Origin of the sequence: Streptomyces sp. HSW2009 (assembly GCF_040240285.1) — a bacterium.
In the GTDB taxonomy this organism is placed as follows: domain Bacteria; phylum Actinomycetota; class Actinomycetes; order Streptomycetales; family Streptomycetaceae; genus Streptomyces.
This window is the reverse complement of sequence record NZ_JBEHZD010000006.1, coordinates 26,045-48,592: the sequence shown is the minus strand read 5'-3', so window position 1 is coordinate 48,592 and position 22,548 is coordinate 26,045. Positions and strand designations below refer to the sequence as shown.

14 protein-coding genes are annotated in these 22,548 nt (G+C 69.1%); 5 read left to right on the top strand and 9 right to left on the bottom strand.

The features are described 5' to 3' along the window. Positions 1 to 2,745, top strand: a 2,745-nt coding sequence (locus tag AAHZ94_RS01035) for a TIGR02680 family protein (protein WP_349989888.1), incomplete at its 5' end; no start/stop codon positions are given. Then, on the top strand, positions 2,742 to 4,013 hold the full coding sequence (locus tag AAHZ94_RS01030; RefSeq protein WP_349989887.1) for a TIGR02679 family protein: 1,272 nt from the start codon (positions 2,742 to 2,744) through the stop codon (positions 4,011 to 4,013). The genes AAHZ94_RS01035 and AAHZ94_RS01030, both read left to right, overlap by 4 nt. A gap of 139 nt (positions 4,014 to 4,152) precedes the next feature. Here AAHZ94_RS01030 and AAHZ94_RS01025 read toward each other — a convergent pair whose 3' ends face one another. From AAHZ94_RS01025 to AAHZ94_RS01000, 6 genes are all read right to left on the bottom strand, one after another. After that, entirely contained in the window at positions 4,153 to 4,872 is a 720-nt protein-coding gene (locus AAHZ94_RS01025; RefSeq protein ID WP_349989886.1) for a DUF981 domain-containing protein, read from the bottom strand. A gap of 601 nt (positions 4,873 to 5,473) precedes the next feature. Beyond that, positions 5,474 to 5,770, bottom strand: coding sequence for a DUF1330 domain-containing protein (locus tag AAHZ94_RS01020; RefSeq protein WP_349989885.1), 297 nt, complete (start codon positions 5,768 to 5,770; stop codon positions 5,474 to 5,476). A gap of 112 nt (positions 5,771 to 5,882) precedes the next feature. Beyond that, positions 5,883 to 7,301, bottom strand: a complete 1,419-nt coding sequence (locus AAHZ94_RS01015) for an MFS transporter (protein ID WP_502964552.1) — start codon at positions 7,299 to 7,301, stop codon at positions 5,883 to 5,885. A 62-nt stretch (positions 7,302 to 7,363) separates the two neighbouring features. Continuing rightward, on the bottom strand, positions 7,364 to 7,822 hold the full coding sequence (locus AAHZ94_RS01010) for a MarR family winged helix-turn-helix transcriptional regulator (RefSeq protein WP_349989884.1): 459 nt from the start codon (positions 7,820 to 7,822) through the stop codon (positions 7,364 to 7,366). A 565-nt stretch (positions 7,823 to 8,387) separates the two neighbouring features. Further along, the gene (locus AAHZ94_RS01005) at positions 8,388 to 9,056 is read right to left on the bottom strand and encodes a hypothetical protein (RefSeq protein ID WP_349989883.1); all 669 of its coding nucleotides are present in this window, start codon (positions 9,054 to 9,056) and stop codon (positions 8,388 to 8,390) included. Positions 9,057 to 9,602: 546 nt separating this feature from the next. After that, positions 9,603 to 10,283 carry an HNH endonuclease family protein gene (locus AAHZ94_RS01000; protein ID WP_349989882.1) on the bottom strand — a complete coding sequence of 227 codons (681 nt, stop codon included), beginning with the start codon at positions 10,281 to 10,283 and terminating at the stop codon, positions 9,603 to 9,605. Positions 10,284 to 11,167: 884 nt separating this feature from the next. Between AAHZ94_RS01000 and AAHZ94_RS00995 the strand changes: the two genes are divergently transcribed. The 3 genes from AAHZ94_RS00995 to AAHZ94_RS00985 all read left to right on the top strand — a co-directional run bounded on the left by AAHZ94_RS00995 (position 11,168) and on the right by AAHZ94_RS00985 (position 17,140). Then, entirely contained in the window at positions 11,168 to 12,646 is a 1,479-nt protein-coding gene (locus AAHZ94_RS00995) for a M20/M25/M40 family metallo-hydrolase (RefSeq protein ID WP_349989881.1), read from the top strand. A gap of 108 nt (positions 12,647 to 12,754) precedes the next feature. Next, positions 12,755 to 14,971: a pyridoxal phosphate-dependent decarboxylase family protein gene (locus AAHZ94_RS00990; protein WP_349989880.1), complete on the top strand. Its 2,217-nt coding sequence runs from the start codon at positions 12,755 to 12,757 to the stop codon at positions 14,969 to 14,971. A gap of 81 nt (positions 14,972 to 15,052) precedes the next feature. Continuing rightward, positions 15,053 to 17,140 carry a prolyl oligopeptidase family serine peptidase gene (locus tag AAHZ94_RS00985; protein WP_349989879.1) on the top strand — a complete coding sequence of 696 codons (2,088 nt, stop codon included), beginning with the start codon at positions 15,053 to 15,055 and terminating at the stop codon, positions 17,138 to 17,140. Positions 17,141 to 17,933: 793 nt separating this feature from the next. On the opposite strand, the gene AAHZ94_RS00980 is transcribed toward AAHZ94_RS00985, so the two are convergent. From AAHZ94_RS00980 to AAHZ94_RS00970, 3 genes are all read right to left on the bottom strand, one after another. Continuing rightward, a complete protein-coding gene (locus tag AAHZ94_RS00980) occupies positions 17,934 to 18,095 on the bottom strand; it encodes a hypothetical protein (protein ID WP_349989878.1) in 162 nt (53 codons plus the stop codon). A gap of 488 nt (positions 18,096 to 18,583) precedes the next feature. Continuing rightward, a complete protein-coding gene (locus AAHZ94_RS00975) occupies positions 18,584 to 20,143 on the bottom strand; it encodes a DNA/RNA non-specific endonuclease (protein WP_349989877.1) in 1,560 nt (519 codons plus the stop codon). 968 nt (positions 20,144 to 21,111) lie between these two features. Continuing rightward, positions 21,112 to 22,407: a hypothetical protein gene (locus AAHZ94_RS00970; RefSeq protein WP_502964554.1), complete on the bottom strand. Its 1,296-nt coding sequence runs from the start codon at positions 22,405 to 22,407 to the stop codon at positions 21,112 to 21,114. Between the last annotated feature and the right edge of the window lie 141 nt (positions 22,408 to 22,548).

The window sequence follows — 22,548 nt, the reverse complement described above, 5'->3', positions numbered from 1 at the left end:
GAGCGGGCCCGAGGTGAGGCGGCGCAGGCCGACTCCGAGCGGGAACGTCTTGAGGACGACGCGGAAGAGGCCGCCGGCCGTCTCGACGCCGGCCGCGAGGAGGTCGTCAAGGAAAGCGGCGCCTATGCCCGTCGGGTCACCGAGTGGGTTTCGCGCACCCGGACCGCCATCGGGGCCGGCTGCCCGCCGCTGGACGCCGTGCCCACCATGCTCTCCTGTGAGAGCTCCGCCGAAGCTCCGTTCGCGGACCGTACGCTGCCGCCCGACATCGACGGTCAGGCGTGGCAGGCTGCCCGGGCCGTACTGGAGCCGTACGGCGAGGAACTCAACGAGCGTCGCGACGCCTTCGCACTCACCGTCGGCCGGCTCGACGAGGAGCGCGACGGCCTGGCGAGCCGGAAGCGTGACTGGGAAGGGCGTACCGATCCGGAGCCGCCGGTCCCCTACCACCGCAGTGCCGCAAGGACGCCGGGCACCGGAGCACCGTTCTACCGGCTGGTGGACTTCCCGGAGGGTCTGAGCCCTGCGCACCGGGCCGGCCTGGAAGCAGCGCTCCAGGCCAGCGGCATCCTGGACGCATGGGTCGGGGTGGACGGCGCCCTTGTCGATCCCGGAACGCGTGACACCCTGCTGCGTCCCGGCCCTGCCGTACCGGACGGGCCGACCCTCGCCTCGGCGCTGCGCCCAGCACCGCAACCGGGGTGCGGGGTCACGTCCGAGCAGGTGGAGCTCCTGCTGGCGGCCATCGCGCTCGTACCGGCCGAGGAAGCGACCACGCATGACGCCGTGTACTACGACGGAACCTGGCGTCTGGGCGTCCTCAGCGGCCGGTACCACAAGAGCGACGCGGAGTACGTGGGGGCCGCCGTGCGCGCCGAGACCCGGCGGCGCCTCCTCGCCGAGTTGGAGGAGCAGCTCACCCAGACGGAGCAGCGGTTGACCGATGCCCGTCACGAACTCACCGAGGCCGACGCCCCGCGCCGGGCCCTCAAGCTGGCGGAGCAGGACTTTCCTCGGGCGCGGGGTCTTGCCGACGCCTGGAGCAGGACCGAGTCGGATGAGAGGAGACTGCGTGACGTGACGGCCAAGGCCACCCTCGCGGCGCGGCGCGCCGAGGAAGCCCGCGCCCTCGCCGTAGCCGCACGCGCCGAGACAGAAGCCACCGCCACCGCCCACGACCTGCCCAGCGGCCCTGCCGAACTGGAACGCGTGCGCACCGCGCTGGCCGCCCTACGCACCGGCATCGGGCACCTGCGCAGGGCGGTCGGCAGCACGGGTGCGCGGCTCGACACCCATCGCGCCGATGCCGAGCGGTACGAACGTGCCCGAAGGGACCGCGTGGCCGCGGAGGAGAGTCACCTGCTCCGCCTCACCGGGCTGCGTAAGGCGCAACAGGACCTGCGGACCCGTGAGGAGGCGGTCGGGGCGACCGAGGAGGAGATCCTCACCCGTGAGCGGGAGACCAGAGCGCGCATCGCGCACGCCGCCGAGGCCGTTCCGGCCGCGCAGCGGGCCCGCGACGACCTCCACGAACGACGCGTGCGCGCGGAAGAGGCGGAGAAGCGCCTGCGCGAGGAGCTGGCCGACCAGGAGAGGGCGGTCATCGGCACCGGCGCCGCCCTGCGCGGTGCACTCGGCCGGCCGGAGGTGGTGCGCGGCGCCGGGCTGGATCGGTCATCGTTGCCCGAAGGTGTGACGGACGATCCCGGCTCGGACGTCCGCAGCCGTCTGCGCGCGCTGCGAACACTGGCCGACGGCGTGGAACAGGCCCTCGGCCGCCAAAAGGGCGAGGTGTCGGACGGTGCCCTGCTCAACCGACACACCGAGCTCCGCGACCAACTGGCCGGCGGCTACGACGCGCAACTGGACGAACGCGACGGCATCAAGGTGTGCCGCTTGATCGACGACCACGGCTCCCACGACGTCTCGGCCGTGGGCGAGCGGATCGCCGCCTGGGCCGCGGAGGCCCGGGGGCGGCTCACCGAGCGCGAGCGTGAGGTCTTCCAGCGGTTCCTGACCGGGGAGCTGGGCGACCACCTCTCGACCCAGGTCATCACCGCGGCGAACCTGGTCGCAGCCCTCAACGACACCTTGCGCACCGTACGCACCTCTCACGGTCTGGGCGTGGAACTGCTGTGGAAGCTGGACGAGGACGCGGACGCGGACGTGCGGGCGGCCGTGGAGCTCCTGCGCAGTCCGTCGAGCCTGCGCACGCGTGAGCAGACCGAGCAGCTCCGCGGGGTGCTGCAACGGCGGATCGAGGATGCTCGAAGAACTGATCCCGCCGCCGGCTACGCCGCCCATCTACGGACCGCCCTGGACTACCGCGACTGGTTCCGCTTCCATACCTTCGTGGTCGAGGACGCCGCCCCGGGACGCAGGCGGAAGCTGACCAGCCGCACCGGACTCAGCCAGGGTGAGCAGCGGGTTCTCTCCTACCTCGTGCTCTTCGCCGCGGCTGCCGCCCAATTCACCAGCCTTGCCGAGTCGGCACCGCACGCGCCGCGGCTGATCCTGCTCGACGATGCCTTCGCCAAGGTCGACGAGCCCACCCACGGGCGGTTGGGAGGGATTCTCGTCGACCTCGATCTCGACTTCGTCCTCACCAGCGAACGACTCATGGGCAACTGGCCGGAAGTCCCGTCCCTGCACATCTACGAGTGCCTTCGCGATCCGCACGCGCGCGGGGTGGCCACCTTGCACTACACCTGGAACGGCCGGCATCGGCGCCTGGTGTCCGTATGAGCAAGTTGCCATCGGCGACCCGGGACTGGCTGGCCGGCCCCGGGCTCGTCCGGCTCTGGGAGGCGGCACGCAAGCGCCTGGAAGGCAACGGTGTGCAGGCCACCGGGTCCCTCCGGCTCACCTCGGTGGACTCCGAGGAACGCAGGGACCTGTCCCTCGTGTTGGGCAGACTCCTCACCGGCGCCACCGTCACCGTGCACCTCGATGTGCTCGACGAGCGGCTGCGTGCCTCGGCGGCCGGACTCGGGCTCAGAGAGGTCCTGGAGGAGCTCGGTCAGCCGATCACCGACCGCCGTGCCGTCCGGGCTGGCATCGCGGCACAGCGCGAGCGCGTCTGGTCGTCACTCGCCTCGGCGCTGGCCTCCTCGCCACACGCCGGCCAGGAGTGGGCCGACCGGTGGTACGACCAGCTCCGTCGCCACGGTGTGCCAAGGGGAGTGGCGCCGGACACGGCGATACGAACGCTCCAACAGGCGGTCCACGTCCTCACCGTCCTCCTCGGCCCGGAGGGCGGTGGCACCCGAGGCCGAGGAGAACTCGCCGCCACGGCGACCGGGTCCGCACACGGTCTGGACGACGGCACCTGGCTCGCCCGCCTCGTCCAACGCGGCATCGCCCTCGCGCACCGCACCGAATTCCCCGACAACGCAGCAGGCCGGCGCGCACTGTGGCGTCTGGTGTCGGTCACACCGGACGAGGTCTCCAGCACCGTGCTCACCTACGGGCTACGGCCCGTAGGCGGAGGCTGGCGTGAACAGGCGTTGCGGCAGCGAGCCGACCATCACGCCGAAGCCCACCTCACCTCGCGGGACCTGCACGACCTGGCGCTGCGACTACCCGCTGAAACGGTGATCCACATCTGTGAGAACCCGCGCGTGGTGGAGGCCGCGGCGGATGCTGCCTGCGTCCGCGCCCTGGTGTGCACCTCGGGCAGCGCCGCCACGGTGGTCCTCACGCTCCTGGACGCCCTCGCCGCCGCCGGCTGCCGATTCGCGTACCACGGCGACTTCGACTGGCCGGGCATCGCCCTGGCGAACCGGATCATCCACCGGTACGGAGCACGGCCATGGCGCATGGGCGCCGAGGACTACGAGCACCTGGCCGCCAGCACCCAGGCCGCGGGAACCCCCCAGCTACCACTTGACGGCCAGCCCATCGACGCGACCTGGGACCCGGGCCTCGCCCCTGCGATGGCTGCTCTGGGGGTCGCACTCCACGAGGAACTCACCCTCGATCTCCTCGTGGCCGAGCTGTCGGGCCGTACGTAGCCGCGGCGCGGGCCATCCGACGGCCGAACCGGCCACCACCGGGCCTCCGCCCGCCCCCTGCCCCCGCATACCGACCAACCAACCCCGCCCGCTCGCCCCCACCGGGCGGGCGCGCGGGGCGGTCTCCCCATCCCGCCGGCTACATCGTGTTGACGATGAGCCCGATGTGCGTGAAGTAGTTGAGCGCGCCGAAGCCGAGGAACGCGAGGCCGCTGAGGGCCCAGCAGACGCCCACGATCCAGGTGGTGGCCTTGGTGCGGCGGCGCAGCAGGGCGGGGAAGACGAGGGCGCCGACGCCGACGAGTACGTACAGGCTCGACATGAAGCTCGCCTCCAGCATCGGATGGTCGGCGAACTCCCCCGAGATCGGTTCCTCCGGAGGGGCCGCGAAGAGGGTGTACTTCCATCCGGCGGCGGCGATTCCGAGGCAGGCCAGGCCCAGGCCGAAGACGAACACGGAGATGGGCCCGGTGAGGACGGCGGCGGTGCGCTCGCGGTCGGGCTCGGTGTCGAACTGGGTTCCGCGCTTCCAGAGGTAGAAGGAGGCGGCCAGCAGCAGGACGCCGAAGGCGAGGGAGGGTTCCCCGAAGATGATGTTGTCGAAGGGGAAGCCCTGCCCGGCGAGCGGCCAGGTCAGGGTCATGTGGAGACCGGTGGCGAACAGGATGATGCCCAGCACCCCGAAGGCCAGGGCCCAGCTCTCGGAGACGACGGGGTGCCCGTTGACGAGCCGGAACCCGAGGGCGACGATCAGCAGCAGGCCGGCCCCGGCGGCGAGGGACATGATGGTGTTGTAGGTGGGCATGCGCGTCCAGTCGATCTTCAGACCGGTGTCGGCGGCTGCCAGGAGTGTGCTCATGGCCCGAGGAAACCGGTTCAGCAGCCACGCGGACGGCCTGTGGCACGTGTTCGGGCGCGAAGTACCCCGAAGACCCTCGTGGTGTACTCCGATTGGCAGGGTGGGCCGGGGGCGATGGGCGGGTGGCAGGGTGGCTCAGGCAGCGCATCGCGTCGTAGGGCATCGCGTCGGGGCGGGTCATTCACCCCGGGCATTGCTCGAACGCAGGACAACCCGCGCAACGACCATGCCGCATAAGAACGTATTAACCCTTACGCGGCCTGGCCGTTGAGCGGAGCGGCAACCCGGAACCGTACGACCAGACCCGTACGGCCGGACCCGCACGGCCGGACCCGCACGGCCGGACCCGCACGGCTGGACCCGTACGGCCGGACCCGCACGGCCAAGGCAACGCGCGGATATGGCGATCGATACGTGGCAGCCGGCGGGCGGCTGCCCGCCCTTACGCCCCCAGTGGCGGCACCGCCGGGAACCGTCGCCAGGCCGGACATCGCTGCCGATGTCACCGGCCTGGCGCCGTTCGCGACGGTGCGGCGCGCTGGCGAGTCGGGGTTGGTTCCCGCAGTCGGCTTCGCAGGCGTCGCCGACACAGGCTCGATCGTCAGTCGTCGAGACCTTCGACGATGCGGAAGTCGCGCTCGACGCCGTCAGCGAGTGCGGCCAGCGCCTTCTGGTAGGCATCACTCGCATGTGCGGCGACCGCCTGCTCGAAGCTGTCGAACTCGATCAGGATGGTGCGCTCGGCGATGCCGGCGTCGTGGGCGACGACCCGGCTGTCGATGGCGAGCAGCCGCCCGCCCCCGGCCGCGACGGCCGGAGCAGCCAGCTCGTTGTAGGCAGCCAGCTTCTCGGGGTGCACGATGGTGCGGTAGGCGCTGACCCAGTAGCCCTTGGCCACGGTACCTCCTGTGTTGGGGAATTGATGATCAGTATGCGCAGGTCCCTGGTCAGCACGGGGTGGGGACCGGCGGGCCGGCGGAGACTGGGTTGGAGCCGGACGGCTTCGCCCTTCAGTTTCCGGTTCGACTCGACCGGGCCTGGCCCGGCACACCGGTGGAGGCTGTGATCGGACCGGTCTCGGGTGGGCGCCTGGTGGCGAGGGCGAGGCCGGCCACGGCCGTGACCGCCATCGCGACGACACCGACCAGCGCCGCGTTCGTGTACGCGCCGTCGTTCGGGAAGAGGCGGCCCGCGGGAGTGCCGGCGGCCAGCACCAGGCCGCCGCCGGCGCTGCCCAGGGAGTATCCGACGCTGCGTACGACGTAGTTGAAGCTCATCGCGCTGGACGTCTCGCTCTTGGGTGTGACGGCCAGGATGACGCCGGGCATGGCGGCCGAGAAGCTGCCGACACCGAAGCCCAGCACGCCCATGGCCGCGAGCAGTTCGGCCAGGTGGGACCGGGCGGTGGCGAACAGGACGAACCCGCCGCCGACGATGGCGGCGCTACCCGCCAGCAGCAGCGGGCCGTCGATCCGCCTGCGGACCCGCGGCGTGAGCTTGCCGGCGACGAACCCCAGCACGGAGAACGGGATGAGGACGAGCCCCGCCACGAAGGTGGTCAGTCCGAAGCCGTAGCCGGCGCCGTGCGGCGTCTGCGCGTACCGGGTGATGAGCGTGAGCAGGAGGTACATGCCGCTCCCGCCGACGAACATGGCGATGTTCGCCCCGGCGACCGCCGGGTGCCGCACCGCCCGGACGTCGACCAAGGGCGTCTTGGTGCGCAGTTCGGACACGGCCCAGCCGCAGAGCAGGAGTACGGCGGTGACGGCGAGGGCCACCGCCCCCGCGAGGTGCCGGCTCCACAGGCTCCTCTCGCCGGCCAGGAACAGGACGAGGAGCAACCCACCCGCCAGGCCCAGCGCACCGGCCACGTTCACGTGAGCGGAGCGGCCTTCGGGGGCTGTGGGCATGGAGCGCCAGGCTGTCACGAAGGCGACGGCGGTGACGAGCAGGCCGAGCCCGTACGCGGCCCGCAGTCCGCCGAACTCGGCGAGCAGCGCGGCCAGCGGGTAGCCGACGCCGGCCCCGATGATGGAGACCACGGAGATCAGGGCGATGGTGGTCGCGCTGCGCTCCTCGGGCAGGTGGTCGCGGGCCACGCCCATCATCAGCGCCGTGAGACCGAGCCCGACGCCTTGGGCCGCTCTGCCCACGAGCAGCCAGCCGAACGGCAGCGGCAGCACGGTGAGCGTGCCGCCGGCGACGACGGTCGCCAGCGTGGCGAGGATCGCGGCCCGCCGGTACGGACCGGCTCCGAGCCGGCCGAGGACGGGGGTGGCGACGGCGCCGCTGAGCAGGGGGATGGTCAGCGTCCACTGCGCACTGTCGAGGGAAACGTGAAACGTGGTCGCCACGCTGGTGATGAGCGGCGCTCCGAGGCTGGCGACCGCCGCCACGACCAGGGCGATGAAGGTCAGAGCGGGAACCAACAGGGGTGCCTCGACACGTCTCGGGCCAGCGCTTATGGACTGGCCATGAGCCTGGTCCGCGGTCACCGGTCCGCCCCCTGCCGGGCGTGGCCTTCGAGCTCCGCCAGGTGCAGCAGCGCCGGCAGGGCCGCCGTCAGGGTCGCGACCTCGTCACCGGTGAGCTCGTCGACCAACCGCGCGTACGCGTCGACGCCGGCCTGACGTCGCGTCCGAACGTACGCAGCACCGGCCTCGGTCAGACACACCAACGTGACCCGCTTGTCGGACGGGTCCCCCTGCCGCTCGACCAGCCCGGATTCTACGAGCGCCCGAACCAGAACGGTCATCGCAGGCTGGGTGACACCCTCGGCCACCGCCAGATCGGTGATCCGTCGCGGGCCGGTCTTGTCCAGGGTGGCCAAGGTGGCGGCGGACGTCAGGCTGATGTCACGGGGAAGGCGTCTCACGGCCCTGGTGGCCAGACCGTAGAGGGCTGAACCGATGGCATCGGAAGGGCTGGGGGTGGGGTCGCGGTGACTCATAGTTGAAGCATAGCCACTTTATATTCTTTCCTTATGTTCCTTGGGGCAGACTTTGCCGCAGCGGCGATACACGGGGTTGCGGTCTGCGCGGGCGCGGTGGAACGCCTTCGGGGTCGGGGATCGGGTCAGGAGCCGGGAGTACAGGAGCGATCGGCGCGCTGGCCGTACGGGGCCGCGTCCGTCATCGGACACCGCCCCGGACCGAGCGCCGCCTCATGAACGGCGTGTCGCGGGCGCGGCCGATGCCTGCTTCAGCGCCTCGCGCATGGGTCAGCCCCGCTCGTCCTCGCGCAGGCGCACGGGGTTGCCCTGTTGCCCTCGCGGTCCGCGACCGGCTGACACTGATGCGTGGTGACTCAGGGTCGCCTCGGGCGGGAGAGCACCCCTCCGACGCGTGGTTGCTACGGGGTGTCTACGGCCCTCTTGCTGGACGGCACCACCGGGTGGTCGGCCGGCGACAACTCACCCGCACGAGTACACCGACGTGCTGGCGCTCCCGCCGAAGCGATCAGAAGCCAATGTGAGCGGCGATCGACGAGCCACCCACACACGCGCCTGACTGCGCTCACGGCAGTGGCAACGCCACCGCAGGCAGCAGCCCTTCTTCCACATCGCCTCGGTTGACGGTGAAGTCGAAGTGGTCGCCGATCGCCCGGTAAATGGCGGTTGCCCACTCGGTGTCACACATGTCCTGCCATGGCCGCTGCGGCCCGAGCCGCTCGTACACCGCACCAGCGCGCGCAAGCGCCTCATCAAAGGAGGCCAGCATTCCCGAGGCATCCGGCGGAGCGACGGACAGATCTTCCAAGAAACCTCTACCGAACTCGGCCATCCACACACCATGAATCCCCGGCGCTGAATACGCGAGCGTCCCGGGAGCGTGGTGGTGGTTGAGCGTCACGCACACCAACTCCTCTTCCTCATTGGGCACGACCGCGAGGTTGTCGAACTGTGCGAGGAACCAGGTGGCGGCGAGTTCGCCCTCCAGGACGTACGTCCACTCACCGCACGCACCCAACATGCCAACGGAATCCGGATCTAAGGAAGGGCAGGGCATGAACTCCCGGTAGGGCACGGACGCATGGACGGCCTCCTCGTTCGCGCCAAGGCGTAACAACCAATCCTTGGGCCTCGTGCCACGGATCGCCGTCAGGGAAATGCCCGCCCGCCTGCCGGGAACTTCCTGACCTGCCCGGTCTTGGTAGGAGGTGTGCGGACTCGCGGTCAACGTCATCGAGTGCTGATGGGATAGGCCCTGACCTGTGGCTCAGCACCTTTCGCCGCTGTCAGGGCCTATCCTGTTTGCCCGTCAGAAAGTCCCCGAGAATCCCCTCGGACAGCGCGGAAAGTCCCTGAAAAGTGCCTGGGAAATCCCTGGCGAACGAAGGTCTGACCAGGGGCTTCTACCCACATTGGCGTGTATCGGCAGACGCTCGGGCCCCTCCGTCCGCCTCGGCCACTCGGCGAGGCGGGCTGGGCCTCACATCATCGCCATGCGGTCACCCAAGCGCGACAACTGGGCGACTCCCCTGACATAGCGCCCAGTCTCGCGCCCTCAGCCGAGCCCCCGTAGCAGGAACTCGCTGCGCAGGCTGTGGGTCCCCCAGGCATGGAGCATCAGCATCGACAGGACGGGGCCAGCGTCCGCCTCAACAGCGGCAAGCGGTAGCCGACCCGCCCGAGCACCCGCCCCGCACCATTCCCAGGGACGGGCGCGACGTCAGGCGAGCCGCCATCGGACAAGACGCCCTACTCAGCGCCGAGGCCGCCAACCGGACCGCTAGGCGCAGGTGTCGAGCATCTCACGCAGCGCGATCTTCTCCGACGCGGTGATGGAGAGGTCGTAGACGTGCTTGGTGTCCGTCCAGGCCCGGCTGTAGGTGCACCAGTAGCCGGTGGCCGGCGGGCGCCAGGCGTCCGGACTCTTGTCGCCCTTGCTGCGATTGGAGGCGGCGGAGACCGCAATCAACTGAGAGTGGGTCAGGTCGTTGGCGAAGGCGCGACGCTGGGCGGTCGTCCAGGTGTCGGCCCCGGATCGCCAGGCCGCAGCAAGCGGCACGACGTGGTCGATATCGAGGGCCTTGGCGTTGGTGAAGGTCTTGTCATCGTAGAGACTGGTCCAGGTTCCGGCTACCGCCCGGCACCGGTCGTCCTGGACGACGTCCTGGCCATCACGGGCAAGTACGGTCTCGCGGGTGTCGCACTCCCCGGAGATCTTGATCCAGTGCGGGAAGCGCTCTCGTGAGTACCCCTCCATGCTGTGCGGGGCTTCGACGACCAAGTCGTCGAGTTCGGCGCGCACGACGTCGACGGGAGGGGGCTCGGGAAGCTCGCGCCGCTCGGCGACCGTGCTGACGGCCGGGGTAGTGGTTGCGGCGGCGGGGAGAGCTGCGGGTAGGAGGGCCGCGGCGAGCGCGGCCAGGATGGTGGCGCCGCGGCGCCACCCGGTTGCGGTGATCATGGGTTACATCTACCTGTGGCCGGGCCGCGAGGGGCGGTTGGTCACCCTGTCGGCGGCGAGCCCAAAGTGGAGTTGACGCGCGGTGGCGGGCTCGGCGCCCGGTTCGGGCTGGTGGCGCGGCGGCTTGGAGGTAGGTAGTCCAGTCGGTGGTGGCGCAGTGGCGCCAGTGGTGGACCGTGGCAAGGTAGAGGCCGAGCATCGGGCGGAGGGCTGGGCTGAGTCTTCTGGGTGTGCGTCGTCGGGCAGGATGCCGACCGCTTCAGGTTGCGGAGGCCGCGCGGGTCGGGCATGACCTGGGCAGCTTACGAGGGCGGGCCCTGCGTGTCCCTGTCCCCAGTCCGCTCGCTGCAAGGCTGGCCTTCCTACTGGCAGTCTGGCCAGGAAGGCTTGCTCTCCTCCGCGCAGCGTGCTGTAACACTGACCGGTGTCCGACTTCGCCACGCCTACGCTCTGGATCGCCTCCCTGGCGTCAACAGCGGCAACGACACACCCAACCACTCGTGCGTCATCGCCTCTGTCGCCACGTGCAACCGGGTGCCGCTGAGACGAACTGCCCGAGGACAGGTGGCGCACCTCTGCGTGGAGTGCCCGGCCGGCCGATGAAGACGATGGCGATCGCGTGCTCGGTGCTGGCCCGGTACGCCTCGGGCCGTGACTCCGATGCCAGGGGCCGAGATCCCCCCAGGTCCCGCGCCTCCACTGCGGCCAGGGACGACTCACCCGCATCCGCCACTCTGAGGTCAAGGAACCCAGACATCTGGCTTGCCCTGCGATTGGGCTGACTTTTCCCCTCCCTGGGGCATGGGTGGTGTCACTCGGGTGAGGTGCGGGGACCGTGAGGTGGGATCCGGGTACCGATGCTGGGCGACGCCTTCTGACGGTGGGTGACCTTCGAACAGCTCGTGACATCGGGAGACGGCATGGACGTATCAAGCAGAGGAGCGGACGTCGAGGGCGAGCTGTCCGCTCTCAGGGCGGACGCCAAGAGGGACCTCGCGGCGCTGGTGAGTATCCCGTCGGTCTTCTCGGATGCCCAGCATCCGGAGCATGTCCAAAAGGCCGCGCGGACTTGTGCGGACTTGCTGAGCGCGGCAGGTATGGACGTTGAGGTGATCACACCGCCGCAGTCCCCACCCGTGGACGGAGAGGGCAGGAGAGATCCGGCGCCCATCGTCTACGCCTCCTATTTGTGCGGGGACCTGACAGCGCCAACCGTGCTGCTCTACGCGCACTATGACGTGGTACCCGCGACATGGCAGGGGGCGTTCACGCCGGAGGTCGTGGGTGGCCGCATGACGGAGCGGGGAGCGGCTGATGACAAGTCGGGGGTGGTCATGCATCTCACCACCTGCCGCTACCTCCAGAAGCTTCGTGGCCGAGGCTCCCTCCGGGTGAATGTGCGGCTAGTCCTGGAGGGTGAGGAGGAGTCCGGGACGGACACCCTGGCCACGTACATGGAGATGTTCCCCGAACGCTTCAGGGCGGATGTCGTGTCGCTGGCCGACGGCGGGAACATCGCGCTGGGTGCGCCGACGCTGACCACGTCGTTGCGTGGATTCGTTATGGCCGATGTCACGGTCAGAGCCCTTGAAGGGGATGTGCACAACGGGATGTACGGAGGCCCCGTTCCGGACGCCTATCTGGCACTGATCCGATTGCTTGCCACCCTCCATGACGACAAGGGTGATGTGGCGGTGGTCGGGCTGCGACGACCCCCGTGGACGGGTTACACACCAACGGCGGACAGCCTGCGCAAGGACGCCCGGGTGAGGGACGGGGTGCCGTTGATCGGCACCCATCCGCTGGGAGAACTGCTGTACACCGGGCCAGCGGTCAACGTGGTCGGGCTGGAGCGGCTGGTCGAACAGGACGCGCGGTCCGGTGCCGAACCCCTTCCGGTGACCGGCGAGTTCCGCAATGCGCTGTTGGCTGGGGTCAGGGCGCGGCTGTGTTTGAGGATCGGCCCGTCCGATGATCCGGGACATGCATTCGACTGCCTGAAGGAGCATCTACTCCGGGAGGACCTGCGACCGTGGGGGATCACGCCCGAGGTCTCGTACGTCTTCGGCGAGCCGGGATTCCAGCGGGAGCTGACGAGCGGCGACGCTGCTGGTGAGATGGCCGAGTCTGCCCTGCGTACGGCATTTCGGACAGAGAAGGTCTACTGGGCCGGCCAGGGTGCTTCCATCCCCCTGACCCACACCCTCCGCAAGATCAACGAGAAGGCCGACATCCTCGTGTGGGGGTGCCAGGAACCCCTGTCCCATATCCACGCCGACCACGAGAGCGTGGATCTGACCGAGTTGCATGCGATGACCTACGCCCAGGTCCTGCTGATCCTGGGCCTCGCCGGCCAGAACTAGCCGGTTCGCTCCGCCGCGGCCACCGTGCCCAGCCCGTCCGCCATCGTCTGACACACCCCGCCGCCTCAGAGCGGCCCACTCCCCCCTCACACGTTCGTAAGGATCCTCATGCCCCAGCAGCCATCCGCCCTGCGCCGCGAGTACACCGACGCGTTCGCCCTTCTTGGACCCGACTACGATCTGAGCAAAGCCGAGGGGACCAACGACCTCGCCGCGTGGTTCCTCGGCCCCCTCGGCGAGAACGGCAAGGTCTTCAAGGGCCTGATCGACGCTGCCCTCGCCTCCCACCTGGCCGACCGCGCGTCGGTCTATCCTCACGACCCCGTCTACGTCACCGACGCGATGAAGCAGGCCAAGACCTACACCCAGTCGGTCGAGGCGATGCACAAAGCCCTGGAGGAGCTACTAGGTCGGCTGCGCGGATCGGTGCCGCAGTACAGCTACCGACACCAGGGCCACATGCTCTGGGATATGACGCTGCCGGGGCTGGCGGGCTACTTCGCGGGGATGCTCTACAACCAGAACAACGTCGCAGCCGAGGCGTCTCCCGTGACCACGCTGCTGGAGAACGCGGTGGGCAAGAGCCTGTGTCAGCTGATGGGCTATCGCACTGGAACGGCAGATGAAAAGAACGGCACCTACTCGTGGGGCCATATCGCCTGTGACGGCACGGTCGCCAATCTGGAGGCCATGTGGTCGGCCCGGAACCTGAAGTACTACCCGGTCGCCCTCGCCCGTGCCATCGCCAACGAGGATGGCCTGGCCAAGGCCAGGGGCATCGAGATCACCGATGGCAGGGGGCAGCAGCGCAAGCTACTGGGACTGACGGACTGGGCGCTGATCAACCTTCCCGCCGATGTGGTCCTGACGATCCCGGCCGCGCTCAGGAAACTGGTGCCCGATGTTGCGGCGTTGGAGAGGGTCAATGCGTACACGCTCCAGGAGCTCGGTTTCGGCCGGTTCTGCGGGGAAATGCTGGACAAGCAGATCCGCCCGCCCGTCGTGCTCGCCCCGGCCACCATGCACTACTCCTGGCCGAAGGCGGCCTCCATCCTCGGTATCGGCCAGAGCAACCTCCTGTCCGTCCAGGTAGATAGCGACGCCCGCGCCAAGCTCTCCCACCGCGAGGAGATCCTGGCTCGCTGCAAGAAGGAGATGCGGCCCGTCCTCATGGACGTCGCCGTCATCGGCAGTACGGAGCTGAGCTCTGTCGACCCGCTCGACGGCATCGTGAAGCTGCGTGACGCCCACGCCAAGGAGGGCTTCTTCTACCCGGTCCACGCCGACGCGGCCTGGGGCGGCTACTTCGCCTCCCTCCTGCGCGAGGCCAAGGGCCCCCTGACCACCGACAAGGTCGCCCGTGCCGTGTCGACTCCCGACCTGTCGATGAGCGCGTACGTCCAAGCGCAGTACGAAGCCCTGCCCCGGACCGACTCGGTGACCGTCGACCCCCACAAGGCGGGGTTCATCCCCTATCCGGCCGGCGGACTGTGCTACCGCAACCCCGCTCAGCGGGACATGGTGGCCTTCACGCTGCGCTATCTGGTCCACAGCGAGGAGGACCCCAGCGTCGGCATCTACAGCGTCGAGGGCTCCAAGCCCGGTGCCGCAGCGGCGAGCGTCTACCTCAGTCACCAGGTCATCCCGCCCGACCAGCAGGGATACGGCCGGATCCTCGGCCAGTGCCTCTTCAACAGCAAACGGCTCTACGCCGCTATCGTCACCATGAACCACACCACGGCCCTGACCGACGGCAAGCCCGCCTACCGCGTCACCCCCGTCCAGTGGCTCCCCGCCGAGAAGAGCCACGGGGACGTCCAGGAGCAGATCAAGCAGATCCACGACCTGATCGTCACCAAGACCAACGCGGCGATCGTCGCCTCGCCCGAGGCCACGAAGCTCATGGCGGAACTCGGCTCGGACCAGGTCATCATCGGCTACGCCTTCAACCCCTACATCAACGGCACCCTCAACACCGATCCAGCAGTGGCGAACAAACTCAATCAGGCGATCTACGACAAGCTCAGTGTCAAGCCCGCGCAGGCCGCCGCGCGAGACCCCCAGAACTTCGCACCACCCGAGCTGGTCCTCATGGCGTCCAGCTTCACCGAGCAGACCTACGGCCGGGACTTCGTGACCAGCTTCGCCGACCGTATGGGGCTGGCCCTCCCCGACGAGGCCAGCCTGGAGAGCATCCCGGACCTCAGTTATCTCCTCTCCACCACCATGGACCCCTGGATGAGCGACACCTCCCAGGGCGACTTCACCCCGCAGGTGGTCAAGCACCTTGACGCGACCGTACGGGAAGCCATCACCCGCCTCTGAAACTCGACGGCCCTGCCGCCGTTGAGGCCCCACCACAGCAGCGGCAACAGCTCGCCCTCCCTCCTGCGAAAGAGGCACGACATGAGCCCCGGCCCCTTCCCCCCTGCCGACCGGTCGACGCCCTACGGCTCCTGGCGCTCCCCGATCGACGCCACCCTCGCAGCCGGTCACAGCGCCACCCCTAGCTGGCCCGCCTACGTCGGCACCGACGAGATCTGGTGGACCGAGGCCCGCCCCGAGTTGGATGGACGCACCATCTTGATGCGGCGCGACAAACACGGAAAGACCCAGGAGGTCCTTCCATCGCGCGACATCAAATGGAACATCCGCAGCCGCGTCATCGAATACGGAGGCCGGGCCTGGCTGGCCATCCCCGGCACCGGAAACACATCCCCGACCGCCGTCTTCACCCACTACGACGACCAGCGCCTCTACGCCTACACACTCGGCGAGCCAGCCCCCAGGCCGCTCACTCCAGCCACCACGGCACCGGAATCCCTGCGCTACCTGCTGCCCACGCCCTCGCCCGACGGCACCGCAGTCTGGTGCTTGCGCGAACATCTCCCAGACGAGACGAAACCCACCCAAGTCCAGCGTTCCCTCGTCGAGATCCCCTTGGACGGCTCAGCCGCCACCAGCCACACCGCGGTGGACACCCTGTTCGCCGACCCGCGCCAGCACTTCCTGTCCGGCCCGGTCCTCTCACCCGACAAGACCAGCGTCGCCTGGTTCAGCTGGAACCACCCCGACATGCCCTGGGACCACACCGATCTGCATGTCGCGTCGATCGTCCCAGGCAAGAAACTCCAACCCGTCACCATCCTGACAGGCTCCTCCGTCGTCCAGGTGGAGTGGACCGACGCCACCACCCTCGTGGTCGTGAGCGACTATCTCAAGGCTTCCACCAGCGACCACGGACGCTGGTGGAAGCTTCACACCCTCACCCGGAAGAACGACACTTGGAGCACCCCCGAACCACTGCCCGGCCAACCGGAGGAAGCCGAGTTCGGCGGCCCCCTGTGGGGCCTCGGCTTCCGCTGGTGCGCCCCTCTACCCGACGGCCAGATCGCGACCCTGTACGGCAAGGGCGCCCAGCGCCTCGGCATCCTCCAACCTCGTACGCGAGGCCTGACGCCACTGGCGGGCGACTACACCGACTGGACCGGATCGCTCGACACCCGAGGCGACCACGTCCTCGGCATCGCCGGCAGCTACGACAAGGCCGACGCCGTGATCGAAGTACCCCTCGACGGCGGCGCACCACGTCAGATCAGCGAAAGCCCGAACTACGCGGAAATCGCAGCCTATCTACCCCAACCCCTCGATCCCCCGCTGACCTTCACCAACCGGAACCGCCAGCCGATCTACGCCACCGTCTACCCACCCCGACACCCCCACCCCCCGGTACCTCCGCCCGGAACCCACCCTCCGTACATCCTGTTCGTGCACGGCGGCCCCAGCGCACGCGCCAGCCGCAGCCTGGACCTGACCATCGCCTACTTCACCAGCCGCGGCATCGGCGTCGCCCAGGTCGACTACGGCGGCTCCACCGGATACGGCCGCGCATACCGCAACCGTCTCCAGACGCAGTGGGGCGTAGCCGATATCCAGGACTGCGAGGACCTCGCCCTCGCCCTGGTCGAGAAAGGTCTGGCGAGCCGCAAGCACCTGGCGATCCGGGGCGGCAGCGCGGGCGGGTTCACCAGTGCCATCGCCCTCACCTCCCACGGCAGCAGCCACGACCAGGTGTTCCAGGCCGCCACCGTGATGTATCCCGTCCTCGACCTCCTCGCCTTCGCCACGGGAACCACCCACGACTTCGAGTCCCGCTACGTCAGCCGCCTCGTCGGAGACCCCGTCAAGAACAAACAGACCTATCTCCAACGTTCGCCAACGGAGAACACGAAGAACATCAGAGTCCCGTTCGTGATCCTCCAAGGGCTCCAAGACCCCGTCTGCCCACCCGCCCAGTGCTACGAGATGCTTACCAAGATGATGAAAGACCGCCCCACCACCGACACCCCAGGCCACGCGTATGTCGGCTTCTCCGGCGAGACCCACGGATTCCGCAAACAGGAGAACATCATCACCGCCCTGGAAGCAGAACTCGCGCTCTACGCAACAGCGTTCGCCTTCCACGCCTACAAAGACGCGCCTGCGCGAACGTGAGCACTGCACCAACCCACCGGGTTGAGGCGCAGGCCAAACCGGGACCGCTTGGCCGTGGCTCCCGTATCGTGCGGTGGGCCTGCCGCACTCCGTGATGTATCGCGGTGCGGGGAAATCAGAGTCCCGGACGGGCGGTCCTGGGCTTCCCCGAACGGGAACGGCCCTGGTCCAGCAAGCGGGCGACGTGCTGACCGAACTGGTCCGAGTCGCCAGCTACCTGGCCGGGCGGGCAGGCCCCGAGCCGTCCTCGCGGGCCGAGCGCGCCCAGGTGGCGCTGAAACGCTCAGGCTCCGGTTCCGGCAACCACACGGTCTCAATCCCTGCGACCCCCGCATCGCCCGCGTCCAACCCGGCCGCCACACGCCGTTGCCGTTGCCGTTGCCGTTGACGCAGCCATTGCCTGCCACCGGGCGCGTCATGATGACTTGCCCTACTCCGGCGGCGCCCGATCGCCGCACGCCCTCGCTCTGGGATGCCAGGCTTGGACCCGCCTTCGAAGTTGAACGTATACGAGTTCCCCGTTGCCACCGGTTACCTGCTCCGCTCCAGCCCGGCCGCTTCAACCCCAAGGGTTGCCACACCTTCACAAGCTCGCCAGGGCCCGGCCTACGACGCCTGCGATACCTGGACGCCGATGACGAGGGTGAGCATGACTGGACGCCAGCAGCCGCCTGAGGCTGTGGCCTGCCGCGTCGGCGCCGGAGACGACCCTCCAGGCACCGACACGACAGGGGCGGGTTGGGGCTCCCACGAGACCGTCACCGAAGCGGAGTCGCGTGAGCCGACGCCCGTTCTAGTCCGCGGTGGGGAACCCGCAGTCACTGCCCATACACATCTGAATGGGCATGATGTCCACGCTGTGGTTGTACCAGTCGTCCGCGGCGGCGCTGCCCGCCCCAGCGACGAGGCAGGTCAGAGTCAGGGCAGCGGTGGCGAGGGCGGCTCGGAGTTTCATGGCTCTCCCAGATTCGATGTGGAACACGTTGGGCAAATCATGACATTACGGGTATTTCTTCAAGCCAGTGACGCGCCCCGGCAGACCGGAATGGTCAATCGACAGTGAAGGCACCCTGATGCCGCAGGTCAGGAAGGTGGTCCCCGTACGCGCGGAGTTGGCCCGCCTTCCCTGCGCAAAGGGGGCGCAGGGGTGGCCGATCTGATGTTGACGTCCGTGGACCTGGTCTCGTCCGCCACCGCGAATCGCCCGCCGGCGGCGACGCACGGGCCCCATCAATGGCCTCAGGTCGCCCGTCCCCAACCTCAGGGCACGTCACGACGTGCCTCTTGCGCGCGCAGGGCCTGGACGGCGGCGTCCAGGCCCTGTAAGTCGACTCACAGCCCGACCGGGGTGTGAGCCCCCTCGGCCGTGGGACCGAGCAGGCCCGTCACTTCACCCCTGGCGGGCGTCGTGCAGGCCAGGGGTGAATGCGACTGAGGCAGTCGCTAGTTCCCGAGGTTCTGCAACCCGGTGTTGCCCTTGGTGTTGGGGATGTAGACCTCCGGGAACAGTGGGTCCTGCGTCCCGTCCGCCCGCTCGATCCTCGCCTTGATGGTGACCCCGTGGGGAATGGTGCTGTCGCTCTGCCGGTACATGGGCGTCACCTCGTAGAACACCGCGTCGTTCGGTCCGATGAGGTTGTCGTCGGGCACCGTCTTTTGGACTATGCCCTCGTAGCTCCTCATGCTGGGTGTTCCGGTGTTCATCCCATGCTGCCAGCATGGGACGAGATTGGCCGGTCCGCTGCCTGTCGTTCCACCCTTTCCGCCAAGGATGTTGGCGATCAGATGGCACCGGGCGAGTCCCGTTTGGGCTGGCGTGCCGCCGGCGGTCACTTTGGCGTCCTCCCAGCCGGTTATGTCTCCCTCCGCATGGCTTCCGTCACCCAGGGATTTGCCCAGGCATGCCTGGGATGCGGCCGGGCGATAACCGGGTGGGCCCAGCGGGTCAGTGGTCTTGTTGATGTGCGGGACCGGTTCGGTGGTGTTCTTGATCCAGCCGTTCCCGGAAGGCCGGGCGCCGGTCGTCTCGCTCGTGAGGCAGGCGGCTTGCGGTCCGGCGGTCGACGTGGTGACCTCGACCTGGAACTTGTCGTCTTCGAGGACTCGCTGGCTCGCGTACTCCGCTAGGACCTGTTGTTCAGCGGCTTCGAGGTCGGCCGCCGGGACGTGGGCACGTACGCAAGGGTTTGCCGTACCGCCCGCCACCCGGTAGGTGCGCCATCCGCCGGAGACGTAGTGGGGAACGATCTCGGCGCACTGTGCGCCATCGGTTCCTCCCTCACTGGCGACCGCGAAGGGAAACTGCGCGCAGCTATCGTCCGCGCCAAGGTCTGCCCAGGCTTCGAAAGGCTTGGAACTCGCGTTTCCGCACGTCCGGTCCTTGCGTTCGGCCCGGTTGGCCGTGGCGCGGGTCAGTGGCTTGTTCCGACCCCAGCCGTCTGCGAGGTTGTCCTGAGCCCACAGGTAGCTGGCTGCTGCGGCCCCCGCGCTGGGTATCGGTGAGTCCGGTCCGTTCCGCTGGGCGCTCAATTTGATGACGGGCATGGCCCCGGCCACGACACAGCCGGACTTGGGTGTGCCGACGTCAGGCGTGCCCGGGTCGGCGTCACAGCGAATCTTCTCCGGGTTCTGCCATGAGGCGTGCGGGTCGGTGGGCGTGGTGCCGGGGGCGATCACAAACAGCCTGTATGAGGTGGTGAAGTCGACCCGCTCGCGGTCGGCCGGGGCGGAGGTGTACGAAACGGTGCCGCTGACGGTCTTGCCGGGGATCAGGTCTCCCTTCTTCCCGGTCCACGGCAGTTTCGTGACGGGTGTGCAGCCGTCCGTGCAGGCGTGCCGGAACTTCACGTTGAGGGTCGTGACGAGATCGGTCGCCTGGGTCATGGTGACCCTGATCTGCTCCTCCCATTCCGTCTTGTCGGCAGAAAGAGCAGCGCTGGTCGTGACGCTCAGTGTTCCGGTGCCGACGGTGGTGCCGTTGGCGTCCTTGAGCGTGTACAGCACGGTCAGCCCGAACAGGCAGTACCCGAGACGGGAGAATCGCCATTGTCCCGGGATCGTGGAACAACTGCCCGAGTCGGCGGCAGCCGCCCTAGGCGGGTTGGTGCTCGTGGTGACACAGCCCTCGACGGCGCCTGCCCGGAACTCGCGGGAGCCCACGCGCGTGGGTGTGCACTGCTCCTTCGAAGCCGCTGTGAAGGGGCGGGTCTTGATCGCGGAGCCGGCCAGGCTGTTGGGGTCGGTTCTGTTGGCCTGGAGCGCCGGTCTCTCTCCCGTGGTGGTGTCAGGTGTCTGAGCCGCCGCTGACCGGGGCGCAGTGTCGGGACTGTCCGCGGCGGCTATGCCGGTGCTGGTGAGGCTCAGGACGAGGAGGAGGGCGGGAAGCAGCCGCCTGGTGAGTCGTGAGGTGGACCGTGGCGTTCGGCTGGGTCGTGGCACGGAGCAGTTCTCCTGCGGGTGGTGGGGGTGCGCCCTGCGGCGCGGGGGCGTTGACGTGGGCACCACCGCCACCGCCACCACCGCCACCCGGATGGGGTGGAGCAGGGCGGGGCGGTGGGGCCGGTGCGTGCCGGACCCGAAGGGCATACCGCCGGCGGGCGTGCCTTCCTTGTCCGGTTGGTGGGTGACGGGAAGGGGTCGGCAACGGTGCGGGTGGGGCGGTCGTCAACGGCGGCGGGTGGGCTGCGGTGCGGCCATACCGCGGTACTCCGTAGGCGGGTTCGTCGCCGGCGCCCCCGGACGAGCCGCAACCGGGCGGCCCGCCCGTTGACGATGCCTCGGCGGGCTACCCGGATACGGGGCGCCTGGCCCGGTGCAGACGGCCGCCAGCGGGTGGGTCATCGGTGGCGGTCTCGACCCGCGCCGCGCAAGCCAGCCCGAACACCCCACCGGCGGGGCCGCGTTCCCCGCAGCCGTGTACGCGCCCGCTCACCCCGGGACCCGCCTGGTGAAGGTGGCCGACACCGTGGCCGTCACCCCAGGGAGGCCAGTTTCTTGGTGACCGACGAGGCGATCCCTCCGCCCACCTTGACCACCTTGTCGACCGCTTTGCCCGGTGAGACCTTGGGCACCACGGTGGTCAGACCTCGCACGGTGAGGTGCATCGCGAGCCTGGAAGCGCTGGAGACGAACTCGTCGCTGGTGAACCCGTGCTCGAACCCCGTGAGGATGGTGCTGAGCCCGCCGGTCGCTATCGACACGGTGTTCAGTACGTGCGAGACCGACGCCAGGGGACGGAATACGGGGATCAGGGAGGCCGCTCGGAGGGCGATCGACACCTTGGCCGCACTGTCGCTGATGGCGTAGAAGGTGTCGGCCCACCGGCCGGCGGTTCCCTGCCCCGGCTCCTGGCCGCCGGGGCCGATGCCCGTGCCGGGAGGAGGGTTGACCTGGTCATTCCCCGGGGTGTCGGCAGGGACGCGCTGCTTCTCCCGGTTCTCCTTGGCCTCCGCCTCTGCCTTCTGCGCGGCTTCGGCCACCTCGGCCTGCCGCTTGGTCACGGCGATCTGACGGGCTTCGGTGGCCGCCGCGGCTGCCTGTGCCGCGTTCTGGCCGGCGGCTATCGCGGACTGCCGGGCGTTCGTGGCGGCTGCCCGCGCGCTGTTGGACGAGGCCACAGCCTGTTGGGAAGCGTCGATGGCCCTGTTCGCCGCGTAGTTCGCGTTGCGCACGGCGCTGTGTGCGGTGCGTACCGCGGCCTTGGCGGTGTCCGCCGACGCTCGGGCGTCGGCGGCGGACCTGTCGGCCGTGTCGGCGTGCTCGCGCGCCTCCAGGGCGTATCCGGCCGCCTTGTCCGCGGACGCCTGCGCCTTGCCGGCCCATTCGGCTGCCTCGGCGGCGGCCTGGCGTGCCTGCGCCGCGGCTTGTGACGCCCGGGCCGCGTCTCGCTGTGCTTCCTGGGCGATCTTCGCTGCTCCGGCGATCGCGGCGCGGATGGCGGCGACGTGGCTGGCGGAGTCGTAGTCGAGTTGGGCGGTCTCGTACTGCACGACCTCGATGAACCGCCGCCGCATCCAGGTGGGACCTTCCATCGCCACCTGTGCGTGTGCCTTGGTGTAGGGGGCGGCGGTGGCGATGATGCGTCCGGTGGCGACCGCGTCGTCCTCGCGGACCGCTTCGGCCAGGTCGCGGTCGAAGAAGTCCTGGAGGGCCTTGGCCGTGTTGGCGTTGAGTGCGTTGTTCGCCGCCGTCTTCACGGCCGTGCCGGGTTTGGTGTTCAGGATGCGGAAGATGTTGATGCGGTTGTCGGACTCCTTCGCCCCGATCACACCCGAGGTGATGAAGTCTCCGATCGCGCGGGAGTCGTTGCTCTCCAGGGCCTTGCGCGCGGCTTCCGCGACGTCGGGGTCGGCTATCTGGGCGATGTAGAGGGCGGTTTCCCGGTCGTCCTGGCCCTGCGCGATGGCCCG

What these genes read in the sequence shown, in the direction of transcription:
- AAHZ94_RS01010 (WP_349989884.1), bottom strand. Translation starts at nt 7,822, where the DNA reads ATGAGTCACCGCGACCCCACCCCCAGCCCTTCCGATGCCATCGGTTCA.
- AAHZ94_RS01030 (WP_349989887.1), top strand. Translation starts at nt 2,742, where the DNA reads ATGAGCAAGTTGCCATCGGCGACCCGGGACTGGCTGGCCGGCCCCGGG.
- AAHZ94_RS01005 (WP_349989883.1), bottom strand. Translation starts at nt 9,056, where the DNA reads ATGACGTTGACCGCGAGTCCGCACACCTCCTACCAAGACCGGGCAGGT.
- AAHZ94_RS01000 (WP_349989882.1), bottom strand. Translation starts at nt 10,283, where the DNA reads ATGATCACCGCAACCGGGTGGCGCCGCGGCGCCACCATCCTGGCCGCG.
- AAHZ94_RS01025 (WP_349989886.1), bottom strand. Translation starts at nt 4,872, where the DNA reads ATGAGCACACTCCTGGCAGCCGCCGACACCGGTCTGAAGATCGACTGG.
- AAHZ94_RS00990 (WP_349989880.1), top strand. Translation starts at nt 12,755, where the DNA reads ATGCCCCAGCAGCCATCCGCCCTGCGCCGCGAGTACACCGACGCGTTC.
- AAHZ94_RS00980 (WP_349989878.1), bottom strand. Translation starts at nt 18,095, where the DNA reads ATGAAACTCCGAGCCGCCCTCGCCACCGCTGCCCTGACTCTGACCTGC.
- AAHZ94_RS00985 (WP_349989879.1), top strand. Translation starts at nt 15,053, where the DNA reads ATGAGCCCCGGCCCCTTCCCCCCTGCCGACCGGTCGACGCCCTACGGC.